Source organism: Methanobacteriaceae archaeon, assembly GCA_030656015.1.
In the GTDB taxonomy this organism is placed as follows: Archaea; Methanobacteriota; Methanobacteria; order Methanobacteriales; family Methanobacteriaceae; genus UBA349.
Genome location: JAUSNX010000001.1, coordinates 499,164 through 523,262, shown reverse-complemented (window position 1 = coordinate 523,262; position 24,099 = coordinate 499,164). Strand labels below are relative to the sequence as shown.

Sequence of the window (24,099 nt, the reverse complement as noted above, 5' to 3'; positions counted from 1 at the left end):
TATTTTTATTTTTATTTTTATTTTTATTTTTATTTTTATTTTTATTTTTATTTTTATTTTTATTTTTATTTTTATTTTTATTTTTATTTTTATTTTTATTTTTATTTTTATTTTTATTATTATTATTATTATTATTATTATTATTATTATCAAGTTTATTTTAATAATCGTGTTTTATAACTCAACTTCTAACAAACTAGTAATTTCTTTTTTCAGACTTAAAAACTCAGGTGTTGAACGGTCGCGAATCCGCTCCAGGCCAATATTAAAAGTTTTAATTATTTCTCCAGGCCCATGACTCAAAACTACCACTCTATCAGCTAAGAAAATAGCTTCATCTACATTATGAGTAACGAATATAACGGTTTTTTTCTCTTCACCCCATATTCGTACCAATTCTTCCTGTAGTTTGTGCCTGCTCTGAACATCTAGTGCAGAAAATGGTTCGTCCATTAAAAGAACTTGGGGGTCATTAACCAGAGAACGGGCAATAGCAACTCTTTGTTTCATGCCTCCTGATAGTTCTTTAGGGTAACTTTGCTCGTACTGGGATAAACCAACCATTTTCAAGTATTTTCTGGCTTTTTTGTATCTTTCTTCCTCTTCCAATCCTTTTACCTCTAATCCAAAGGCTACATTGTCCAATACATTACGCCATGGAAATAAGGAGTACTGTTGGAATACATAGCCTCTTTCTCTACTAGGGCCGGATATTTCAGTTTCACCCTCGAATATATGGCCATGTGTTGGGAAATCCAATCCAGCAATCATACGAAGCAGTGTGGTTTTTCCACAACCTGAGGGACCTACAATACATAAGAATTCTCCTTTATTAACATTAAGATTGATATTTTGGAGGCTTATATGTTCTTTTTCTTCTTGAATGAAACTTTTAGTAATATTTTCTAGAGTTATCACCAGCTCACCTCCTTCTCTATTCTACTAAAAAGATAGTCGGCCCCTAATCCAATAACTCCAATGGTTAGCATTCCCACTATAGCACTTCCAGTGTCTAACATGCTGGTGGAGGTGAATATGAGGTACCCCAAACCGCTATTGGATCCTATCATTTCTGCTGCTACGGTACACATCAATCCCACACCTACACCAACTTTCAATCCGGTGACAATGCTGGGCAAAGAAGCTGGAACGGCCACTTTTTGCAGCACTTGTCTATTACTGGCACCTAATGTGTAAGCTGACTCTAAAAGAACTTTATCTACTCTTTTAACTCCATCCATGGTATTTATCAGTATGGGGAAAACACTTCCTACGAATATTATAAAAATTGCTGATTCCAGGCCCACACCAAACCATAAAATGGCAAATGGTATCCAGGCTATAGGTGGGATAGGACGAATAATCCCTACCATGAGGCTAGAAAAGTCTTTCACAGTATTAGACCACCCCATCAGAATTCCTAAGGGGATGCCTACCAGTGCAGAAACTGTTAAACCCAGCACAACTCTCATTAAAGTTAATGATGTGTCTTGAACTAATTGTCCATTCATTAAAAGCGTTTCAAATGATTGTAGTACTTCAGATGGGCTGGGAAGGAAATAAGATGGTATCAATCCAGTGAAAGTTGTTAGAATGGCCCAGATTATAACTACTGAAACAGGTAATATCAGTGAAATAAATATTTTTCTCATTTTTTACCGCCTAGCAAGATTAATCATTAATCAAATTAATCACTTAACTAAATTAATTACTTAAATAAGATTTTAAATAAGTTTAATTACCTAAAAACTCTGTATCGAATATATCATTAGCTGTAAGGGTCGTATTCAAATATCCCAGGTTTTTTTCTATTTTAGCAAATTTTAAAACGTTATTTTGAAATGACTTATTAACTGATGAGACAAATGTGATGTGTTGCAAGGATAAGGCCTCAATTTCAATATTAGTGGTTAATTCCTGATCAACAATACTTGCAGTCTCATTAGGGTGCGTATTAACGTATTCTGTTGTTTGCTCATGAATTTTAAGGAATTTATTCAACTCTTGAGGATGATTTTTAATGAAACTCTCACTGGTAATTATAACACAACAGGGATGATCTTTTATAATATCATTTGAGTAAATTAACACCTTTCCAATACCTTCATAAGGTGCTAATGATACAAAAGGCTCGTAAGATATGTATGCATCAACTTTATGAGCAGCCAGGGATGAAGGTATGTTATAAACATTTATTGATATTAAATCAACATCATTCTGACTTATATTATATTTTTGGAGCTCATAGACTAATAGAACTTGTTGAATGGAGCTTACACCAGGTGTGGCTATTGTTTTACCCTTCAAATCTGCAGGACTAGTTATGGTGGAGTTAGGTTCAACCACAATTCCACTACCCACCATATTAACTGATCCCACCACCTTGATGGGAACTCCTTTACTTATTCCCTGCATGGCCGGTGTTATTCCAACATAACCAATATCCACATCGCCACTGGCCACAGCATCTACAATATTAGAACCAGAATTAATTTGCACAGTTTTAACATTTAAACCATTATTTTCATAGGTTTTATTATGTTTGGCCACCAAAAGAGCTGCACTGTGATCGGTGGGCAGATATCCTACTTCAATAATATTCTCACCCTCTGGAGCAAAAAAAGTCCAAAGGCTACCAATTATCAGTAAAATAATAATGTTGAGCAGGATTAGTAGTTTATAGTACTTCATAATATCTTAATAAATTTAATTTAAGTTAATATACTGTTTTATATTGTATTATTTAGATTTAAACTACTATTAATTTTATCTATGCATTTATCTAATCATTCTAACCAACAAAACTATTAAAATAATAAAAATATAATTTTCAATAGAATTTAAATAAGAAATATTAGTGGAATACAAATTAGAATATAATAACGCAGAAATATCATTTTAAAAGATTTAAGGGGTAAATACATGAAAACCATGCTCTGGGAAGATAATCAACTTTTACTTATTGATCAAACTAAATTACCTGACGAATTAACTTATTTCACCTGCAAAACCTATCAAGATGTTATCCATGCCATAAAAACCATGGTGGTAAGGGGTGCACCGGCCATTGGTGTGGCTGCCGCATTTGGAGTGGCACTGGCAGACTTAGCTGGTGAAGATTTGGAAAAAACAGCAAAAGAAATCAAAAGCTCCAGGCCAACTGCAGTAAACTTGTTTTGGGCTGTGGATCGGGTCATGGCCTCTGATTCACCTCTGGGAGAGGCCTTAAAAATGTATCAGGAAGACATTGATACCAACCGGGCCATGGGAAAACACGGTGCTACTGTAATTGAAGATGGGGACACTATTTTAACTCATTGTAATGCAGGAGCACTGGCCTGTGTGGATTATGGGACTGCACTGGGTGTAATAAGAGCTGCCCATGAGGAAGGTAAAAAAATAAATGTATTATGTGATGAAACCCGTCCCTTAGGCCAGGGTGCCCGACTCAGTGTCTGGGAAATGCAGCAAGAGAACATTCCAGTTAAATTAATTGTGGACAGTGCTGCCGGTTACCTTATGCAGCAGGGAGAAGTTGATAAAATAGTTATTGGGGCCGATAGGGTGGCCAAGGGCGGTGTAGCCAATAAGATAGGTTCTTTAATGGTGGCCCTGGCTGCAAAGCGATTCAATGTCCCATTTTATGTGGCCGCTCCCATGAGCACCTTTGACAGTGAAAACTCAATTTATGATGTTGAAATTGAAGAACGAGGGCCTGAAGAGGTAATCCACTATGGGAATTGTCGTATAACTCCTGAGGGAACTGAAGTGCGAAATCCGGCCTTTGATATTGTTCCTAGTGACCTTATTGCTGGAATAATTACGGAGAATGGAATTTTAGATCCATTATAAAAAAATAACCAGGAAATTATTTTATTTTTTAGTTAATATATTCCATTAATATTCTCAATTTGTTTTTAAAATTAAAAAAATATTAAAAATAAATTTGTTTTGATTCAGAATGATTAATTTATCCGAGCATCAATCCCCATATGCCACACACCAGGGCTCCGGGATTTAACATGCCTTTTATTCAAAATTTCCACCTTACGAGGCCCAGCAGCATCAATTATCCTTTGAATAGGAGTATCAAAATCAGAGGAGAATTCATAGTAATTAATAATCCCTCCGGGCTTAATTAGCTCCATGGCCTTATCTAAAAACTCATAGGCCGTTCCAGGAAGATTCATAATCACTCTATCGGCGGAAATATCCTGTTCTGATAATATTTGGCCTACATCACCTAACATGGGAAATACTTTTTCTTCTACGTGATTAAGTTCCATATTCTTTTTTAAATAGTAAATTGCATCTGGATTAATATCAATGGCATAAATCAGGACTTCTCTACGCCTTGAAATGTCCATAACAAAGGGCCCTACTCCACAGAACATGTCCACAATTATTTCACCATCTTTGACCTGCTGGGCCACTCTTTCCCTTTCTGTGGCTAATCTAGGGCTGAAATAAACTTTCTTTACATCCAGCATTATTCGAGAGCCGTATTCTACGTGTATTGTTTCTGAGGTGTCCTCACCCGCCAGATGCTCCAGTTCCCGGATACGGGTAACTCCTTTTATCTCGCTTTTTTTCATGAAAACTGCTTTTCGTTTAGTGAAATCAAGGGCAGCCTGTCCAATGGTATGTTTATGTTCTTCCAACTTTTCTGGAATCTCCAGGATCACCACATCTCCAATAATGTCAAAGGACTTCTTTATCTCCTGAATTTCAGCTTCATCAATTTTACCATTTAAAAAGTCCATGAAGCTTTTAGGGCCTCTTTTTTGTATTTCAAATTCTATTTCTAAAATATCTAAATGACTGATTCCAGATTCAGCTAACTTTTCAGAAATTATCTCTATTTCACCCATTAATGGTAAATAAACGTATTCAGAGTCCCTTTTTATTTTAAGGCCAAGATCTATAATTGATTTTTCCATTAGAATTTTACGGACATGGTTGGCCTCATTTTTGGGAACTTTAATGCATTTCATATGATTCCTCTTCTAAGGTAATTATAATATAAGAATGTTTAATTTATCAGAATATTATATCAAAAATCCTATCCTAAATATATTTATAATCTTCATGGTATAATTTAGTAAATAATCATTATACGATGAATTTGCTTTAAGATAATGATTGTCATTTATTTATGTAATATATATCTCAATTTGAAACTTATATTAGAAACTGTATATTAGAATATCAAAGTTTAGTAATTATTCAAATGATTTAAAATTAACATATTGGTGAAATTATAGATTATGCCATTAAAAGGTGATTCAATGCTTTATTTTATTGGTTTAGGACTTTATGATGAAAAAGATATTTCTGTTAAAGGATTAGAAGCTTTAAAGTCTGCAGATGAGGTTTATGCTGAGTTTTACACGGCAGGACTTTTTGGAACATCCATCTCTGCTTTTGAGAAATTATTAGGCCGTGAAGTTAAAATTTTGACTAGAGAAGATGTGGAAGAAGATATAATTCCTATAAAAGAGGCAGAAAGCAAAAATGTTGCTTTTTTAATTGCTGGGGATCCATTAATCGCCACTACACATACTGATATGATGATGGAAGCCAAAAAAAGAGGAATAGAAACTCAAGTCATACACTCATCATCTATACTATCTGCCGCACCAGGAATATCTGGCCTGCAGGCCTATAAATTTGGTAAAGTAACTACGGTGCCTTTTACAGAAGAAAATTTCTTCCCTCATTCTCCTTACCTGGCCATTAAAAACAACCTGGAGCAAGATGCTCATACTTTGGTATTATTGGACATCAGGGCCCATGAAAACAGATACATGACTGTTAATCAAGGTCTAGAATACCTTATGAAAGTGGAAAATGATAGGCAAGAAGGTGTATTGTCGGAGGATACTTTGGCCGTAGCTATTGTCCGCGCGGGTTCTCTACAGCCTCTGGTGAGGGCAGATAAAATAAAAAATTTAATTAAGGAAGACTTTGGAGGCCCATTGCATTGTTTGATAATTCCTTCTAAAATGCATTTTATGGAAGCCGAATATCTGGTGGCCATGGCCGGTGCTCCTGAGGAGATATTGTGAGAGTATATTGTAATTAATTGCTCTGAAGGATATTGTAACTAATTATTAAATATGGTAACATTAATTTCATATTATCAAAAACAATGAATTTCATTAATATCAAGAATAAGAAATTGATTAAGGGGAAATTTTATGAACGATTATATTATAGATGCCCAGGAAATCACCAAGGAGTATGATGGATTCAAAGCAGTGGATGGTTTGAATCTTCAAATAAAAAAAGGTGAAGTATTTGGCTTTTTAGGGCCAAATGGGGCTGGAAAAACCACATCCATTAGTATGATGGTGGGACTGCTTAAACCAACCAGTGGCCAGATATTAATTGATGGTGTTAAAATTGAAAAAATTGACAAGGGTATGATTGGAATATGTCCTCAAGAACTGGTTCTTTGGGAACATTTAACTTGCCTGGAAAGCCTTAAACTCATGGGAGACATGTATGAGGTTCCAGGTGCTATTTTAAAAGAGAGGGCTCAGAAATTATTGGAAGATCTTTTCTTAGATGAGAATGCTAATACTCTAGTGATAAACCTTTCTGGGGGGATGAAACGGCGTTTAAATTTAGCTTTAGCATTAATACACTCTCCGGAGATAGTAGTTCTAGATGAACCCTCTGAAGGTTTGGATCCCCAATCAAGGAGAGTTTTGTGGAACTTTATTAATTCTTTAAGGGATGATGAAGGCAAAACTGTAATTTTAACCACTCATTTAATGGATGAAGCTGACAAATTAAGTGACCGCATTGCCATTATTGACCATGGTAAACTATTGAGACTGGATACTCCTGAAAATCTAAAAAAAGATATTGGTGAAGGGGATGTTGTGGAAATTCTTTTATCTAATCCTGAAGAGAATAATGGCGCCCTAAATATTTTGAAAGAAATGGAAGAAATAGAATCAGTCATAGAAATTAATAATAAATTGGATGTTCGGGCTTTAAATGCAGTTTCTAAACTTCCAGCTATTATGAAAATTTTGGAAGATGAAAAAATTTCAATTGAAGATTTATCAGTTCGACAAAACACTTTAGAAGACGTATTCATTGAATTAACTGGAACGGGGCTGCGAGAATGATTAAATTTTTAAGTATTGCTATAAAAGATTCTAAAGAACTTTTAAGGGATCGAAAGGGCCTTTTCTTGATATTGGGGTTTCCTTTGTTTTTCATGTTAATATTTGGATTTGCTTTTGGTGGAATGGGCCAGGAAAATGAGACTCATAATTTGGCTATTGTGAATTATGATCAAGGAGCGGTATTTCCAACCACTAATGCAAAAATAAACTTTGGTAATAATCTTACCACGGTGCTAAAGGATACCAAGTACGAGGATAGTGAAACCCATATCTTTAATGTTACTAAAACAACTGAAAACAATGCCAATAACATAATTAAAAATAGTAATGCTGATGCTTTACTTATTATACCTAAAAACTTTTCTCAAGCCATGGTTAATTTATTAAGTTCGAATATTAATCAAAATGCCCTCTCAAGCAGTTCTAGTAGTGTTTCTTCAGGTTCTACTTCATCTAATTCAAATGTCACTGCTAAATTAATTATCAGAGGCGACAGTAGTTCGGTCAGCTTTGGTGTGTCTCAAGCCATTTTGGTAGGGATTATTGGAAATTATCAGGATCAAGTAGTTAATAATGTGAAAAAAAGTGTTTCAGGTTCTTCTTCATCGCAGATTGAATATATAAAAACTGATGTGGAATCTGCTTCAGGAACTAGCTCATTTACCACCTTTGACTTTTTAGCTCCTGGAATGATGGTTTTTGCCATACTTTTACTGGCCACTACGGTAGCTTCGGGTTTAACTCGGGAGGTAGAGTCTGGAACATTAAAAAGACTAAAATTATCTAAAATGAGGTCATTTGACCTTTTATTCGGAGGTTTAATACCTTGGTCTTTAATTGCTGCATTACAAATCTTGATACTCCTGGGAGTAGCCATAGCCATTGGTTTTCATTGGCAAGGTGGTACAAACTCCATAATTTTAGCCATGATTGTGGCCATTATTGGAGGGGTCGCTTCTGTGGCTTTAGGAATGATAATTGCATCTTTTGCTCAAAATGACCGTCAAGCTACTAATTTAGGTACATTAGTAACGGTACCCGTATCTTTTTTATCTGGTGCATTTTTCCAGCTCCCTCAAGTGGTCATGGGTAATTTCATGGGAAACACGGTTGAAATATATGATCTACTACCATGGAGACACACACTTTTAGCATTGAGGAGAATTCTTATATATGGTGGGAACTGGAATGATATTTCCTATCAAGTGGCTTGGATGGTTGTTCTTACCGTGATATTGTTTGTCATTGGTGTGGTGCTATTCTCTAAAATGAGACTACAAGCTGAAAAATAATTCAATATTTCTATTAATTAAATTTAATTGAATTTTTGGATTACTGGCAAAAAATCAATAAAAATGAATTATAGGGGACAATAAAGTGGCTGATGATAAAAAAATACACAAGCATGGTGGAAAATCAAGTAGTGAAATTCTAAGTGCTTCGGAAGTTTTAAAAAATGTAGGTTTAAAATCAGGCGATATAATTTTGGATGCTGGCAGTGGGGATGGGTTTATTTCACTAGAAGCATCAGAAATTGTAGGTGAAAATGGTGAAGTCTATGCTGCTGATGTTCACAAACCATCAATGGATATTCTTCGCCAGAAAATTGAAGAAAAAGATTTAAAAAATGTAAATCCGATTCTAGCAGACATAACTTCCAGCATTCCTGTCGCAAATAAATCAATAGATCTATATCTCACCGCCAATGTTTTCCATGGGATAGTGGGTAATGCTGAATTAGATAGTACCATGAAAGAAATCAATCGAGTTTTAAAAGACGATGGAGTTTTAGCTATCGTGGAATTCATTAAAGAAGAAGGAATGCCTGGCCCACCAATGGATGTTCGTCTGGAACCACAAGATGTTGTAGATAATATTAAAAAATATGGCTTTATGGAAAAAGAAGTTAAGCAAACGGGGCCTTATCATTATGTGGTTTTAGCTTCTAAAAAATAAAATCGATTTTTTTCTCTTTTTTGATACAAATTCATTAATTAATTTTTTTCATATTTTATTTTTAATTTTCATTAATTTATCTAATTTAATTTCAAAAAAATAATATAATCTTAATTTTTAAAAATAAGAATGGAAATTTTAAACAAATAAAATTAAATAAAATGTTTGAATTATTTGTTTGATTTTGTTTTGTTAATTAAATTTTATTTTAGTAAAGTGGAGTGTACTTTTCCAAAAAATCAGCATGATTTTTATCTAGCATTCTTAAAAGGGACATGTTCTGTGGGCAAGAACAAGATAAAGACTCAACCAGATTTCTAAGGGTCCCATTTTTTATATTTTCCCTTACTTCTCTAGTTACTAAATCCAAGGTTCTTTTATTATATTCAAAAAGTTCATCTTGCTCTAACTGGTAAATCTGGTATTTTTCAAGGTTATATGAACTTCCAGGAGTCATCATAATATTCAGATAGCTGTAAAATTCACAAATGGCATCTGAAAATAGGTCTATCCCCATATATGAAATTATAGGTATGAAAGAGGCCTCGGCAAATGGGAAACACAGGGTTGTATTGGGGCTGATAGATTCTCTTAAATCTGATATTATTTCTGCTATATCTCGTGGCCGCCGAACCAGCTCATCGGCATTGGCTATTAATAAAGTTTTATAACCCATTTCTTCCAGCTTTTGAGCACATTCAATTCTTAAATCTGAGTATTTGGCTCCATGAACAACTGCAAAAGCATTTTCAATAGATTTATCATCATCTTTGTATTCTGCTGCTTTTTCAATGGTCTTTTCAACAGACCATTCAGCCAATGATAAAGGAACATCATAGGCCATGGGTTCATCAGGGCATATTTCCATGGTTTTTGCATTGATTATGGTGGGAGTTTTCAATTCTCCAATTTCTCCCATACGTGCAGGTCCATCATGGCCTTTTATTTCAATATTTTTGTTTTTAGCCATTTTATCGCCATTATTTATAATTTTTACATGTAAATTTATTTGTGATTTCAATTTTACTTAATTTATAAAATATTTAGACTGATTTATCAAATTAAACTTCTAGATTTAATTCTATATCTTTTAATTAGATAATTTAATTGTATTATATTATATGAATCTTGTTTAATAAAACATGTGAATTCCATTAAATTAACCTGAAAATAATTTTAATAATATTAATTTTTACATCTTTTTTAAATTATTATTTTTAAATTAAAAATCTAATTAATCCCCTGTGTAACTAAAAAGGTTACACTAAGCAAAATTTTAGGAACCTTTATATATGGATATAAATCACAGTTTAATAAGAGAATCCGAGGTTTAAATATAAATAAAACCTGTGAATATTCAAGGTGTGAAAACTAATGTCCGTATTAAAACGCCTTAAAAATATGTTAACCGGGGAAAAAGAAGAGGAAGCAGAAGAGAAGAACTCAGAATCATCTGATAAAAAATCTCCTGAAGCTAAATCTTCTGAAACTTCAAGCAAAACTAAGGAAAAAACTTCTAAAAAATCTAAAAAAGGAAAAAAGGAAACTAAGGCTTCTGGAAAACCTAAAGAGAAAATAGAAGAAACTAAAACCAAAAAAAGTGAAGCTGAAGATTCAAAAATCCCTACTGTAACTGAAGAAGAAAAACCAAAATCTAAAGTGAGTGATAATATGAGTTTATTGCAAAAAGATGAAAACTTAATGAAATCTGATGCTAAAGACAAAGAGTTTTCCGAAACAATCAAAGCAGCTGGCGGTGACAGTTTAGAATACTGTTTCCAATGTGGGACCTGTACTGGATCCTGCCCATCTGGAAGGAGAACTCCTTACCGAGTCAGACAAATTATCAGAAAAACTAACATCGGATTAAAAGATGAAGTAATTTCTGACCCTAACCTATGGATGTGTACCACCTGTTACGCTTGCCAAGAAAGATGCCCACGAGGTATCAAAATTGTGGATGTTGTGAAATTAGCCCGTAACGAAGCAGCTAAAGCTGGATTCATGGCCCCTGCCCACAAAATGACTGGTAAATTCGTTATTGAAAGTGGACACGGTGTACCAATTAACGATGCTACCATGGAACTAAGAAAAAGAGTAGGCCTGGGCGAATTACCACCAACCACTCATTCTTTCCCTGAAGCTCTAGAAGAAGTGCAAACTATCTTAAAAACTACTGGATTTGACTCCCTGATTGGATACAACTGGGAAACAAAGGAAATAGAATAATCAATTTTAGGAGGATCAAAAATGGAAATCGCATACTTCTTAGGATGTATTATGAACAACCGATACCCTGGTATCGAAAAAGCTACTCGAATCCTATTCGACAGATTAGACATTGGATTAAATGACATGGAAGGAGCTTCCTGCTGTCCTGCTCCTGGTGTATTTGGTTCTTTTGACAAAACTACTTGGGCTGCTATTGCTGCTCGTAACATTACCATTGCTGAAGATATGGGAAGCGACATCATGACCGAATGTAACGGTTGTTTTGGCTCCCTCTTCGAAACCAATCACATGTTAAAAGAAGACGAGGAAATGAAGGAAAAAATTAATGCCATCCTCGCCGAAACCGGAAGAGAATTCAAGGGAGATGTCAATGTTAGACACTTAGCTGAAGTGTTATACAATGATGTAGGTCTTGAAAAACTCGCTGAACTAGTTGACCAGCCATTAAACTTAAACGTTGCTGTTCACTACGGATGCCACTTCCTCAAACCAAGTGACGAAATTCAAATTGACAATGCTGAAAAGCCAACCATATTAGACGAAATCGTCGAAACTACTGGTGCAAAATCTGTTCCATATAAGGACAAAATGATGTGCTGTGGTGCTGGTGGTGGAGTAAGATCCAGAGACATTGATGTGGCTCTAGATTTCACCAAAGAAAAACTCAACAACATGAAGGATGCTGGTGTAGACGCTATTGTAAACGTTTGTCCATTCTGTCACTTACAATTTGATGTAGGTCAAATGGAAATTAAAAACAAATACGGCGATGAATTTGACATCCCTGTTTTCCACTTAGCTCAATTATTAGGTCTAGCTATGGGATTAGCTGGTGACGAATTAACTTTAGACAGTCACCAAATCTGCACTGATGACGCTGTCAAAAAGTGCTTAGATTTCTCAGAATTTGATGAAGTCACTGGTGGAGAATAATTCTCCCCATTTTTTCTTTTATTTATTGTTAGGATTAATTGAATTTGCATTCCTTTTAGAATTAATTTTTGGATTTTTTTATTATTATTATTTTTATTACCAAATTTTATAATTCATAAAATTTCATTTTTAATAAAAATTTATTTAAATGAATTTTACAAATATATAATATTGATATTCATTAAGTTTCAGGGGACTAATATAAAATAAAATTCCAGTTTCTTATGAATGTTCAAATTATATTTAAAAACATAATCAAGAGGTGTTTTCATGTTTATTGCAACTCTCACAGGAATATTTGAATTCAAGGATTTACCTGAGGAATATGGATCTTTTGCACAATATAAGGCTGGATTGGAGAAAAGAGAAATCAAGGATAATGATGAAATCGCTGTTTTAAACATACAAGGCACAGAGAGTTATCATATTCTTTTCTTAGATTCTTATAAAGATATAAAAGAAATTCAAGACGAATTGAAAGCTGCCGATGCTAAAGTTAATCACACTACCTTAAAAATACTGGAAGGACATTTATGAGTAGTGGTATTCCAGTAGAGCAAACCTGGCTGATTCTGGTTGACTTATTAACTGATTTGAAAAAAAAAGGTGTGGATGTTCCTACCAAAATCAATGAAGATATAAGATTAATAAAAACATCAATTAACTTTTATAAATCAGATCCCACTCATCCAGATACTATCAAAGAACTAGATCGGATAAATGATTCCATAAATTCTATTCAAAATACTTTAATGGATTTTGCGGAAACTATTGGAAAAGATTATTATACGGAATGGCTTGAAAAACTCAAAAAAGCTTCTTTAGGAGAGGAAGTCTATAAAACACATGAAACCAAATCACGTTTTATTGTAGGTGCACCTCCGGGATTCCAGGTTGCCAGGATAACTTTAAAAGAACCCCTGGCTGAGGACCGAGTTCAAGAAATTGCAGAAGAAAACAATTTAATAATAGAATTTGAGAAAGATGAAGTTATTGCTATTTATGGTGATTCTGGAAATGTAAAAAGCGGATTAAAAGAAATTGGATCTTTTTTTAAGGATTAAATATTTCTTTTATTTTATTTCTTTTAATTAAATTTTAAGATTATATCCATGTTTTTTTTATTTATTATTAATTAACATTAAAAAATTTCTTAGACCAGATATGGTGGGTGATTAATATGAATATTTTAGCAATTAGTGATTTACATGGTTCTACGCATAAAGCTTTAAATAATTATTTAAAGAATAATAAAATAGATTTAATTGTCATAGCAGGAGATATAACTCATTTTGGCCCTGCAGAGCTTGCAGAAGACATATTAAATGAAATTTCTTCATATGATATACCTGTAGTTGCTATTCCTGGAAATTGTGACCCTCAAGGAGTTTCTAGTCAATTGGATAATTCTAATGCCATAAATATTCATGGGAAAAGCACGGCTATAAAAAATGTGGGCATCTGTGGATTTGGGGGATCTAATCTTACTCCCTTTGATACTCCATTAGAGTTTGGTGAAATTGAAATTTTTGAGGAATTGGATAAAATAATGGTGGAAATGAAGGACCAAGATATTAAAATTCTGGTTACACACGCCCCTCCTTTAAATACAAATGCGGATAAACTACCTAATGGTGATCACGTAGGCAGTGAAAGTATCCGGAAAATTATAGAGGATTATAAGCCAAATATTAATATTTGTGGACATATTCATGAAGCACAATCCATTGATCAAATTGGTGAAACAATCATATTAAATCCCGGTCAAATTATGGATGGTGGAGCTTGTCTGGTTCAAATTGATGACGAAACTAACATAATCGACTCCAAAATAATCAAATTATGATTATATGCTTATTGATCTATTTAATTAAAATTATTTTTAAATTGTTAGAGATAAATTGAAAAGTATATTAAACGGTAATTACTATTTAAATATAGTATATACTTTTTTTAAGGTGAAATAATGATGATTATGGTTCAAGGAGAAGTGAGCGGTAAAAAATATACAGAGCCTTTTTCTAAGGGAGTCTTGGCCAGATCTCTTACCCGGGCTGAAATGGATCCTAATAAAGCATACAATATTTCATCTCAAATAGAAGCTCATCTAAAAAAAGAAAATATTGAAATAATCAGTATTGATGATCTGGTTAAAATTGTCTGCGAACGATTAAAAACTGAAAATACTGAAATAGCTGAAAAATACGTGGCCTGGAGAAAAATTCGCAAATGCAAAGAACCATTAATTATTCTAATTGGAGGAGCATCGGGGGTAGGGACTTCATCAATTGCTTTTGAGGTTGCTAACCGTTTAGGAATAAGAAACATGATAAGTACCGATATGATTCGGGAAGTAATGCGTAAAATTGTTTCTAAAGAATTGTTACCCTCTATTTATGAATCAAGTTACACTGCCTATCGTTCTTTAAGAATACCTCCTCCACCTGAGCTTGATGAGGTTTTAATTGGTTTTAGGGACCATGTTGATACAGTAAGTATTGGTGTAGAAGCCGTAATTGAAAGATCTTTAAAAGAAGGAATTAGCATTGTTATTGAAGGAGTTCATATTGTTCCGGGATTTATAAGAGAAGATCTGGTTAATAAAGAGAATGTGGCCATGTTTGTACTCACGGTTTCTGATGAAAATGTACATAAAGGACGTTTTTATTCCAGATGTAGGCAAATGTGGGCCAGAAGACCTCTTAAAAGATATATGAGTTATTTTTGGGCTATTCGAAGAACGCATAAGTACTTTGAAAGTCAGGCCAAGAAAAATAATGTTCCGGTTATTGAAAATATTGACGTGGTAACTACCATTGATTCAATAATTAAGTCTATTACAAAAAGCAATGGGGGCGAAAAAGGTGTTGAAAAATCTGAAAGTAAAAGAGATAATGACTGAAAATGTAATTACAGTAACTCCTGGTGAAGAAGTAGTTTTTGCATTTGAAAAATTGATGAAACACAAGATAAGTGCTTTACCAGTAATTGATGATGAAAAATTGGTTGGTATTGTAACTGCTTCTGATCTTGGCCACAATTTGGTTCTAGACAACTATGAGTTAGGTACAATCGTAGAAAAAGTTATGATTACTGATGTGACATGTGTTGAACCCGATGACACTTTGGATCATGCGATTGATAAAATGAATAAGCATGGATCTGAAGGAGGCATTATAAATCAGCTGGTTGTTATCAATAAAGGTAAAATAAAAGGCATAGTCTCTGATGGGGATATAATCAAAGCTTTAAAATAAAGTTTAATTATCCTTAATTTTATTCTTTATTTGAATTAATTTTCATTAGATATTATTTAAAAATAATTTCATATTTTATTTTAAATTCTTTAAAAAAATTTATTTAATAAATTTTCAATTAAATAAATAAAGTTCATTCAATGCTTGTTGTCTAAAATTTTTAAATATCATTTTTAGTGCATATTATCGCCTATTATCATTTTATATTAGCTAATCATGTCATTAAAATATTAAAAATAAATTTAAATTCAGCAAAATATCCCTAAATAATATTGCAAAAATAGTAACCTTAAAATACTATCAAGATTAATATAAATGCGGGCTAGACTGGAGGGTTAGAGGTCCTCTGTAAGCACATATCCTCTTATGGTGCAGTCGAAGTTCAGAAGGCGGCAAATTAACCGATTTTCAGCCCTAAAATTCAATGCCGAAACCTCGTCCCGCAGGATTAGTGGTGATAGGGCTCTGGCTGGAGGGCTAGAGTAAACTATCTCAATTATGGGAACGGGTCAGGCCTGGAAAGGAGCAGCTCTACCATGAACAGCTGATGCTTGTGGAGCAACGGGGTGGAGTTGGATTTTTGGATCACTGACAATTGGAAGGTTTGTCCACTTCTGAACATGCCTATTTTCAAATCAATTGGATATGATAAAATAAGAAATATTATAATTAATATTTTAATTAATATTTTAATTAAATTTCAATGATATACAATATAATAAACATGATTTTTGCATCCATAAAAGAAACATTTATAACTGATTACATCTAAAAGTCTAAATTACCCTTTTTTCTATGAAATAAAATAAAAATAATAATCTATGCCGGGGTGGCCCAGTCTGGTACGGCGTGGGACTGCTAATCCCATGATCCTTTGGATCTCGCGGGTTCAAATCCCGTCCCCGGCGTTTTATAACTTTTTATGCAATATGTGGTCTTATTAATATTATTTTGTTTTCCAATTTTAAACTAGATTAATTTTATTAAAATAATTTCGATTTAAAAATCAATTAAAATGTAATTAAAAAATATAAAATTATGAATTGGATTTTAAGACTATTTCTACTATTTCTTGAGGCATAGAAGTCCTTTTAGATATTTCTTCAGAATTCATTCCTTTTTTAAAATACCGAATAATCACTACATCCATGGGCTCACCAACTTCGATAATATAATCGTCAGGGTCATAGAAACGCATTACTCTCTGTCCCCAGGGTTGTTGGTGAATTTTATGCAAAAAAGTAGCATTCATATTTTCTAATTTATTTTGGATATTATCTAGATCATCGGATTCAAAATATAGCTCTACACAATTTTTAGGGCCTAAAATTTTATTTTCTTCACTTATTAATTGTTGAAAATGTTTCCGGTCATGAATAGCAAACCCACCATTAAAAGAAATATTTTCACCATGATCCAGATCGACTTCTTGATTTAAGATATCTAAATAGAATTCTTTTGATTTCTGAATGTCCATTACAGTTAGAAGTGAACAGATGTATTTAACTACCAAAATATCAATCTCCTTCTTTTTTAATACTTTGCATAACTTGGAAATAAACTAAAAATATATCTTAATATATTCTCAATTATTTTTATTCCATTAATATTTTATTCTATTTAGGAGTTTACAGTTTTAAGGTGTCATAAAACTATTCTTTTAATTACAATAAGCTATCATCTAATTACTAGATTTTGAAATACCTATTATTATATAGTATCTTAAATAGATTATTCTAAGAGTTATATTTCTAGGAGGCTTTTAAATGGATATGCTATATATTTGGCCATCAATTACTATACTAGTCGTTGTTTTGTTGTTAGTAAAGAATAAAAAATCGTTAAATAAAAATAAAATTATTGAAATTTGTCTTTTGTCTGTATTGCTGATAATGGTTGGTTTAGGATCTATATGGGCCTTTATGGGCCATGTATTCATGTCTGCTCAAATGGCAGCATACATTGGATGGCCTGCTGGAAATCCTTTTCAGCTGGAAGTGGCATTCACAAATCTAGCTTTTGGAATACTGGGTTTACTATGCTGGAAAATACGGGATAACTTTTGGACTGCAACTATTATAGGAATCACAGTTTTTTACTGGGGTGCCGCTTACATCCATGCCATGGAAATCATTAATAAGAGTAATTATGCGCCAGGAAATTCAGGAATTCCAGTATATGTTGATATATTAATACCTTTGATCTTAATTGTTCTTTTAATTGCTTATAAAAAGACGATGGACAAATCTGGAGAAATAGCATAATTTTCTAATTAATTAGCTGATTTAATTAATCTAATTAGTTACCTAATTAATTAAATTCATTTTTTTATTTTAATTTATAATAATTCTAAAAATATCTAAAAAATAGAATTCTATGAATTATTTTAATTTTTTAATTTAGGTTCTTAAAAATTTAAAATTAATTTAAATTATTTTGGGATAAAAACGTTTCTATGACCATTCCCAATCGTTTCATACCTTCTTCAATACTTTTTGGATTGGAATTAGAGAAATTTAATCGCAAAGTATTTTCACCACTGCCATCTGCATGGAATGCTTGGCCTGGTACAAAGGCCACATCTTCTTTTATTGCCATATCAAACAACTCTAAAGTAGATATTCCTTCCGGTAAGGTGACCCAAATAAACATTCCACCTTGGGGTTGGGTGTATTGAACATTTGAAGGAAAATACTTCTCTATCATACTTATCATAGTATTTCGCTGAACTTGGTAAAGATCTCTTATTTTCTGGATATGTTCATCAACTGGATTGTCTTTGAGGTATTGATAAACTATTCTTTGAGTAAAATAGTTTGAATGGAGATCAGAAGCCTGCTTTACAGTAATTAATTTATCCATAACTTCTCCATTGGCCACGATCCAGCCTAAACGCATTCCAGGAGATACAATTTTAGAGAATGAACCAAATAAAATCCCTTCAGGTAAATATGATTTCACAAGGGGAATATCTTCACCTATAAATCTTATTTCGCCGTAGGGATTGTCTTCTATAAAAACAGTCTCATTTTCTTTTAAAAGGCTGGCCAATTCTTTTCGCTTTTTATCAGAGTAAGTTATTCCGGTAGGGTTCTGGAAATTAGTAACTGAGTAAAATATTTTGGGATTTTTTTCAATTAAAATTTTTTCAAGTTCATCCAGGTCTGCACCATTATTTAGCAAAGGCACGGTCTTAAAAACTGGTTCATATAAACTAAAAGCCTGTATTGCTGCTAAGTAAGTAGGATTTTCCAGAACAACTACGTCATCTTTGTTTAAGAAGATTTTTCCAACCAGATCAAGACACTGTTGAGAACCATTGGTAATTAATATTTCATCAGCATCAACTTCCAGGCCATATTTCGAGTATCTCTGGGCGATATATTCCCGAAGTGGCCTGTAACCTTCAGTGGTACTGTATTGCAATGCATCTTTACCATCTTCAGATAAAACTTTATTTACTGAATGGGAAATAGGCTTTACAGGAAAACTCTCAGGACTTGGAAGGCCACCGGCAAAGGATATGATTTCTGGATTTTCGGTAACCTTTAAAATCTCCCGAACAAATGAACGTGGTGTTTTAAACATTCTATCAGCGAATTTATATGAATATTTGGCCTTTTTAGTCATTGAAATACCTATTATGGTTTTAGTAAAAATGAATTATTAATAAATGAATTAATTAAGTAATATTTTATATAATCAATTAGATTCTATTTTATTTAACTATTTTAGCATATGATATGAGGATTATATGAAAGTAAATACTTTTTTTAGATGTGAATTCATCTAGTACTTTCAAAAGTTGTTAAACAGATATGAAAAATGTGAAAATGAGAATCTGGGATATTTTAATTAATTAATAAGGAATACAAAAAAATTAAATAAAATGATTAAATTTTGTCTTTTTTACATATAACTTCTGTTGGACAGCTGTGAACATTGACCATTTTAACTGATGTTACGTCATTTATGATTTTCTGTTCTACGTCATGAGCAATTTCATGAGCTTTTTCTAGTTTTAGATCTTTATTCAATTCTATATGTAATTCTACTGATACATAAGGACCCATATTATTAATTTTTATATCATGGGTTCCTTTAACGCACTCTAAACCCAAAGCAGAAATTTTTACATCATTTATAACCTTAGAAGAGGATACTTTTCCCATAATAATATTAACATTATCTTTCCCAATATGGAATGCTGTATAAATGATTATTAAAGCTATGACCACACCTACTAAAGGATCTAAAATTGGATAACCCAACTGAGAACCTATAACTCCAATCAAAATAGCTATACCTGAAAATATATCCACCTTTTGATGATTACCATCGGCTATAAGAGCCGGACTGTTAATTTTATTCCCAGTTCTTATTAAATAGGTAGTCATAGTGTAATTAATAAATATTCCAATAAGTGCCATAACAGCAGCAATCTTGTCTGGAGGAGTTATAACTTCCCCTAATGCTATTTTAGTATAAACACCCGATATTATTTCATAGGCTACAACTACCAAAAAAACAACAATTATAAGACCAACCAGGGCTTCTGCTTTACCATGACCATAAGGATGATCTTCATCTGCCGGTCTCATCCCTATTTTAAAACCTACAAATGTTATAATTGAAGTTATCACATCAGATAATGTGTGAAAACCCTCTGCAACCAGCGCTGTACTTCCAGATAAAAGCCCCACGGCTATATTAAATATTGTAAGAAATATGTTTCCAAATATGGCCACATATGAAGCTTTTTTACCTATTTTTTTTCTTTCACTACCTTCCAAGAATTCTCACCACAATTTTTATTATTCTATAACAATTGGTTTTGATATTATTAAATTAATTGGTGTAACTTTTAAACAATTATTTTTGTTTTTATTAAATATGCATATCCATTGCTCGATGGGGATATTCAGATTATTTATTAAATTTATTAAACTTATTAAAATTTTCATATTAAATATTTATTTTTTCTAAACGGTCCATTGCAGATTCTATTTCAGAATAAGACACTGCATAAGACATTCTAACATGTTCTGATCCAGCTTTTCCAAATGCCTCTCCTGGAACAGTTACTACTTCATTTGCCAAGGCTTTGGATACGAATTCTTGAGAATCTTTAACATAGGGAAATGTGTAGAATGCTCCTTCTGGTAACTTGCATTCCCATCCCATTTCATTCAATCGACCCACCATTAAGTCTCTTCTTCTCTTAAACTCCCCAACCATTTCATCTACACAATTTTGGGGCCCTTCAATGGCAGCAAGTGCTGCTTTTTGAGATATGGAACTGGCGCAAGCGGTATTGTATTGGTGAATCTTAAGTAATTCTTCAAGGATATCCTCTCTGGCAGCCAAATAGGCCACTCTAAAACCGGTCATGGCATAAGTTTTGGATAAACCATTTATAACAATAGCATTATCTGTGAATTCACCAGGGCTGTGATGTTTTACCCCGTATGTTATTTTTTCATAGATCTCATCAGAGATAATAAAAATATCATTATCTTCGGCCAGTTTACTAATCTTTTTAATTTCTTTTCTTTTCATTACACTTCCAGTGGGATTGGAAGGTGAATTTAGGATTATAGCCTTTGTTTTGGAAGTTATTTTATTTTCAACATCTTCGGCGCTCATTCTAAAATCATTTTCCATTTTTAGAGGTATGGGAATGGGATTGCCCTCTGAAATTTTAATAACTGCATCATATGCTAAAAATCCAGGGTCAGGAATTAAAACATCGTCTCCTTTATTTATTAAGGCCTGGGCACACATGTATAATGCTTCGCTGGCCCCTACAGTAACTATTATGGATTCTGGATCTTTCTGGACATTATTCTCAATATTTAATTTTTTAGAAATGGCCTCTCTCAGTTCTAAGATTCCTTTATTAGCTGTGTAATGGGTGAATCCTTCATCTAGAGATTCAATCACGGCCTGACGTATATGGCGTGGGGTATCAAAATCAGGTTCACCTATACCTAAATTTATTGCATTTTCACTACAAACCTCAAACATCTTTCTTATTTGAGATAATTGGATTGATTTAACTCTATTTGCTGGATTAATCATTATATCAACTCTATTAGTTTATAAAATTCATTTTCATTTTTTATGTTGAATATTGAAATTTATTTTTTTCTATAGTTTATGGTATTCTTAAATATTAAAAATTTAATTAATTTTTATTTTCACTTAATTAATTTCAATTAATTTTTCAGTTAATTTTCAGCTATTAAATGAAGTAATTTAGAACTATTTTTTATTTAAACAAGGCCCACAGTTATAACATGGAGATTCTTCGCACCATGGTGTTTCTGCACCATCCATCATTTTTAAATATTCTTTCTTAAGGAAATCATCTTTTAAACCAATATCTATATTTTCCCAGGGTAGCTTAGCTTCCATATCTTTTCGTGATGTGAATTTATTCCATTCTTTCATTGGAATTTTTTTTATCAATGATTTTTCAATCATAGGCCCGATTTCAGAGCTTCCGTTTGACAAAACATGTTGAATTAAGCCTATTCTAGGACTTTCGATTTTTAAAGGAGTATTTTTGAGATTAGATTTTAAAAAATTGATTTTTGATTTCATTAATTTTAAATCATAGCCTTCCCATTGCAAAGGGGTGTGTGGTTTGGGTATAAGTGGATTTACACTGAAACGAATGGAATTTCTTTTCTTAGAAAGATTCAACAAACTTTTCATTAGTTCTGAAAGCTCTTGAATATCTTTTTGAGTTTCGGTAGGAGAACCAACTAAAAAGTACATTTTAACGTTTAAGCCAAAATTCAAAGCTTCTTTAACCACTTCAAATGTTTTTTCGTCACTAATAGGTTTATTTAAACTTTTTCTAACACAAAAAACTGATTCTGGAGCTAAAGTTATGGTTTTAAGGCCACTTTTCATCAGAGATTCTAGTGTATCTGATGAAACAGATTCTATTCTAAGTGAGGGTGTGGTAACTTTAAAACCCATTTCTAAAAGTCCAGAACATAATTCGTCGATTTTAGAATAATCAGAAACAGCAGCACCAATAAGTGCTATTTTATTGAGTCCAGTAGCATCTCTACCATCTTCAGCTATCTTAAAAAGTTTTTTAAGAGATGTTTCACGACGAGGACGGTATAAATATCCAGCCATACAAAAACGACAGCCTCTAGTACATCCTCTGGACACTCCTAATAAAAAAGATGATCCTAAAGCTGGTTTAAGATTTTTATCATCGGTTTCCGGTACAATCTGGTGAATAGGATGGCAGGCATGATCCATATCATTTACAATAACTCTTTTGGCAGGATAATCTGGTAAATAAACTCCTTCAATATCTAAAAATGATTCAATTTCTTTTTTCGGGTTTTTGAGTTCCAGATATTTATCCAGTAACTGGTCCATTACAGCTTCTGCTTCACCAATAATAAATAAATCCACAAAATCTGACATAGGCGCGGGATTTGATGTTGCACAGGGGCCGCCAGCAATAATTAAAGGATCATTATCGTCACGATATTTTTTTCGAGGTGATATGCCTCCTTTTTTTAGCATATCCAGTACATTAAAGTAGTCTTGTTCATATTGCAGGGAAAAACTAACTATATCGAAGCTTTTCAGAGGGGTTGAGGATTCTAAACTCCTGGAATGGGGATAAACTACTCTTTCACACCACGTATCCTCCCTTGAGTTTAAAAATTCGTAGATAATATGAAATCCCAGTGAAGAGATGGCGGTCCGATAAAGATTTGGATAACATGAAGCAAATCTAAGGCCAACTTTCATTGGATTTTTCAATATGACATTGTGCTCTTTTAGCATAATCTATAATTATATTTAACATATAATCAACATATCGAAATGTTAATCCATAATTTAGTTAATGAAACTAATAAAATATATTTACCCTTAAATTTACCATATATAATTTAATTAAAATGATATTCTATTAAATTAAATTTATAATTATAAGTTTAATACGATTGTATATTATAATGGATTTATTATTAATTAAATAACTTTAAAATTTTTGGAATATCTAAAATAGTTAATAGGTTTGAAAATGGACAAAAAATACAAAAAAGTTGCTGTGGGAGGCACTTTTGATAAATTTCACAAAGGACATCGGAGACTTCTAGAAGAAGCATTTAGAATAGGAGATGAAGTCATTATTGGGGTGACTTCAGACTATTTTGGGGGTAAAAAGGGAGATATAGATCCTTGCGACACAAGAATGTCTAATTTAAGAGATTTTTTATCTCAATATCCTCAGAAATTTAGTGTGGTTCGCTTAGATGATTCATATGGGCCTACTATTCACGAGAGTGAGTTTGATGCTATTGTAGTTAGTAAAGAAACTGAACCTGCGGCCCAGGAAATAAATAAAATTCGAAAAAAGAATAAAATTCCTTATTTAGATATCATTGTAATTGACATGGTGTCTGCTGATGATGGAGTGCCTATTTCATCTACCAGAATTAGAAAAGGGGAAATAGATAGAATGGGCCATATCTTGAATAAAATTCGGAATGCTTTCCGATGATTTTTTAAATTTTAAGCATATTTTAATTAAAAAA

Annotated in this window: 24 protein-coding genes, 1 tRNA gene and 1 other RNA gene; 16 read left to right on the top strand and 10 right to left on the bottom strand. The window is 32.8% G+C overall.

The window, feature by feature from the left end:
* Window positions 1-174 precede the first annotated feature (174 nt).
* From Q7I96_02695 to Q7I96_02685, 3 genes are all read right to left on the bottom strand, one after another.
* A complete protein-coding gene (locus Q7I96_02695; protein ID MDO9626520.1) occupies window positions 175-918 on the bottom strand; it encodes an ABC transporter ATP-binding protein in 744 nt (247 codons plus the stop codon).
* Window positions 915-1,652, bottom strand: coding sequence for an ABC transporter permease (locus tag Q7I96_02690; GenBank protein ID MDO9626519.1), 738 nt, complete (start codon window positions 1,650-1,652; stop codon window positions 915-917). Before Q7I96_02690 ends, Q7I96_02695 begins: the two co-directional genes overlap by 4 nt.
* Window positions 1,653-1,734: 82 nt before the next feature.
* Window positions 1,735-2,691, bottom strand: a complete 957-nt coding sequence (locus Q7I96_02685) for an ABC transporter substrate-binding protein (GenBank protein ID MDO9626518.1) — start codon at window positions 2,689-2,691, stop codon at window positions 1,735-1,737.
* 231 nt (window positions 2,692-2,922) lie between these two features.
* Here Q7I96_02685 and mtnA point away from each other — a divergent pair, with 231 nt between their 5' ends.
* On the top strand, window positions 2,923-3,852 hold the full coding sequence (mtnA, locus tag Q7I96_02680) for an S-methyl-5-thioribose-1-phosphate isomerase (GenBank protein ID MDO9626517.1): 930 nt from the start codon (window positions 2,923-2,925) through the stop codon (window positions 3,850-3,852).
* A 113-nt stretch (window positions 3,853-3,965) separates the two neighbouring features.
* Here mtnA and Q7I96_02675 read toward each other — a convergent pair whose 3' ends face one another.
* Window positions 3,966-4,994, bottom strand: a complete 1,029-nt coding sequence (locus tag Q7I96_02675; GenBank protein MDO9626516.1) for a class I SAM-dependent methyltransferase family protein — start codon at window positions 4,992-4,994, stop codon at window positions 3,966-3,968.
* 273 nt (window positions 4,995-5,267) lie between these two features.
* On the opposite strand from Q7I96_02675, the gene dph5 reads away from it, so the two are divergent.
* The 4 genes from dph5 (at window position 5,268) to Q7I96_02655 (ending at window position 9,098) form a co-directional block, all read left to right on the top strand.
* Window positions 5,268-6,068 (top strand): diphthine synthase, encoded by an 801-nt coding sequence (gene dph5 / locus Q7I96_02670; protein ID MDO9626515.1) that lies wholly within the window; start codon window positions 5,268-5,270, stop codon window positions 6,066-6,068.
* A gap of 132 nt (window positions 6,069-6,200) precedes the next feature.
* The gene (locus tag Q7I96_02665) at window positions 6,201-7,142 is read left to right on the top strand and encodes an ATP-binding cassette domain-containing protein (GenBank protein ID MDO9626514.1); all 942 of its coding nucleotides are present in this window, start codon (window positions 6,201-6,203) and stop codon (window positions 7,140-7,142) included.
* The gene (locus Q7I96_02660; protein ID MDO9626513.1) at window positions 7,139-8,434 is read left to right on the top strand and encodes an ABC transporter permease; all 1,296 of its coding nucleotides are present in this window, start codon (window positions 7,139-7,141) and stop codon (window positions 8,432-8,434) included. The genes Q7I96_02665 and Q7I96_02660 overlap by 4 nt, the downstream gene beginning before the upstream one ends.
* Window positions 8,435-8,519: 85 nt before the next feature.
* Window positions 8,520-9,098 (top strand): class I SAM-dependent methyltransferase, encoded by a 579-nt coding sequence (locus tag Q7I96_02655; GenBank protein ID MDO9626512.1) that lies wholly within the window; start codon window positions 8,520-8,522, stop codon window positions 9,096-9,098.
* A 208-nt stretch (window positions 9,099-9,306) separates the two neighbouring features.
* Here Q7I96_02655 and Q7I96_02650 read toward each other — a convergent pair whose 3' ends face one another.
* Window positions 9,307-10,068 (bottom strand): archaeosine tRNA-ribosyltransferase, encoded by a 762-nt coding sequence (locus tag Q7I96_02650; protein ID MDO9626511.1) that lies wholly within the window; start codon window positions 10,066-10,068, stop codon window positions 9,307-9,309.
* A gap of 404 nt (window positions 10,069-10,472) precedes the next feature.
* Here Q7I96_02650 and hdrC point away from each other — a divergent pair, with 404 nt between their 5' ends.
* The 9 genes from hdrC to Q7I96_02605 all read left to right on the top strand — a co-directional run bounded on the left by hdrC (window position 10,473) and on the right by Q7I96_02605 (window position 16,428).
* A complete protein-coding gene (gene hdrC / locus Q7I96_02645; protein MDO9626510.1) occupies window positions 10,473-11,327 on the top strand; it encodes a CoB--CoM heterodisulfide reductase subunit C in 855 nt (284 codons plus the stop codon).
* A gap of 21 nt (window positions 11,328-11,348) precedes the next feature.
* Window positions 11,349-12,263: a CoB--CoM heterodisulfide reductase subunit B gene (hdrB, locus tag Q7I96_02640; protein MDO9626509.1), complete on the top strand. Its 915-nt coding sequence runs from the start codon at window positions 11,349-11,351 to the stop codon at window positions 12,261-12,263.
* Window positions 12,264-12,533: 270 nt separating this feature from the next.
* Window positions 12,534-12,800: a DUF749 domain-containing protein gene (locus Q7I96_02635; GenBank protein ID MDO9626508.1), complete on the top strand. Its 267-nt coding sequence runs from the start codon at window positions 12,534-12,536 to the stop codon at window positions 12,798-12,800.
* Entirely contained in the window at window positions 12,797-13,327 is a 531-nt protein-coding gene (locus Q7I96_02630) for a DUF2096 domain-containing protein (protein ID MDO9626507.1), read from the top strand. The genes Q7I96_02635 and Q7I96_02630 overlap by 4 nt, the downstream gene beginning before the upstream one ends.
* 116 nt (window positions 13,328-13,443) lie before the next feature.
* Window positions 13,444-14,109, top strand: coding sequence for a metallophosphoesterase (locus Q7I96_02625; GenBank protein ID MDO9626506.1), 666 nt, complete (start codon window positions 13,444-13,446; stop codon window positions 14,107-14,109).
* Window positions 14,110-14,232: 123 nt separating this feature from the next.
* On the top strand, window positions 14,233-15,165 hold the full coding sequence (locus Q7I96_02620) for a 2-phosphoglycerate kinase (GenBank protein ID MDO9626505.1): 933 nt from the start codon (window positions 14,233-14,235) through the stop codon (window positions 15,163-15,165).
* Window positions 15,128-15,520: a CBS domain-containing protein gene (locus Q7I96_02615; GenBank protein ID MDO9626504.1), complete on the top strand. Its 393-nt coding sequence runs from the start codon at window positions 15,128-15,130 to the stop codon at window positions 15,518-15,520. The genes Q7I96_02620 and Q7I96_02615 overlap by 38 nt, the downstream gene beginning before the upstream one ends.
* Before the next feature lie 315 nt (window positions 15,521-15,835).
* An RNA gene (gene ffs, locus Q7I96_02610) (signal recognition particle sRNA) lies at window positions 15,836-16,150 on the top strand.
* A gap of 193 nt (window positions 16,151-16,343) precedes the next feature.
* Window positions 16,344-16,428 (top strand) — tRNA-Ser (locus tag Q7I96_02605).
* A 128-nt stretch (window positions 16,429-16,556) separates the two neighbouring features.
* Here the strand turns inward: Q7I96_02605 and Q7I96_02600 are convergent.
* Entirely contained in the window at window positions 16,557-17,033 is a 477-nt protein-coding gene (locus tag Q7I96_02600; protein MDO9626503.1) for a VOC family protein, read from the bottom strand.
* 253 nt (window positions 17,034-17,286) lie between these two features.
* On the opposite strand from Q7I96_02600, the gene Q7I96_02595 reads away from it, so the two are divergent.
* Entirely contained in the window at window positions 17,287-17,784 is a 498-nt protein-coding gene (locus Q7I96_02595) for a hypothetical protein (GenBank protein ID MDO9626502.1), read from the top strand.
* A gap of 157 nt (window positions 17,785-17,941) precedes the next feature.
* Here Q7I96_02595 and Q7I96_02590 read toward each other — a convergent pair whose 3' ends face one another.
* The 4 genes from Q7I96_02590 to Q7I96_02575 all read right to left on the bottom strand — a co-directional run bounded on the left by Q7I96_02590 (window position 17,942) and on the right by Q7I96_02575 (window position 23,344).
* Complete coding sequence (locus tag Q7I96_02590; GenBank protein ID MDO9626501.1) at window positions 17,942-19,108, bottom strand: PLP-dependent aminotransferase family protein; 1,167 nt, start codon at window positions 19,106-19,108, stop codon at window positions 17,942-17,944.
* Window positions 19,109-19,413: 305 nt separating this feature from the next.
* Window positions 19,414-20,313 (bottom strand): cation diffusion facilitator family transporter, encoded by a 900-nt coding sequence (locus tag Q7I96_02585; protein MDO9626500.1) that lies wholly within the window; start codon window positions 20,311-20,313, stop codon window positions 19,414-19,416.
* Window positions 20,314-20,485: 172 nt separating this feature from the next.
* Window positions 20,486-21,601 carry a pyridoxal phosphate-dependent aminotransferase gene (locus tag Q7I96_02580; protein ID MDO9626499.1) on the bottom strand — a complete coding sequence of 372 codons (1,116 nt, stop codon included), beginning with the start codon at window positions 21,599-21,601 and terminating at the stop codon, window positions 20,486-20,488.
* A 183-nt stretch (window positions 21,602-21,784) separates the two neighbouring features.
* Window positions 21,785-23,344 carry a radical SAM protein gene (locus Q7I96_02575; GenBank protein MDO9626498.1) on the bottom strand — a complete coding sequence of 520 codons (1,560 nt, stop codon included), beginning with the start codon at window positions 23,342-23,344 and terminating at the stop codon, window positions 21,785-21,787.
* Window positions 23,345-23,585: 241 nt separating this feature from the next.
* Between Q7I96_02575 and Q7I96_02570 the strand changes: the two genes are divergently transcribed.
* Window positions 23,586-24,065 (top strand): phosphopantetheine adenylyltransferase, encoded by a 480-nt coding sequence (locus tag Q7I96_02570; protein ID MDO9626497.1) that lies wholly within the window; start codon window positions 23,586-23,588, stop codon window positions 24,063-24,065.
* The last annotated feature ends 34 nt before the right edge of the window (window positions 24,066-24,099 follow it).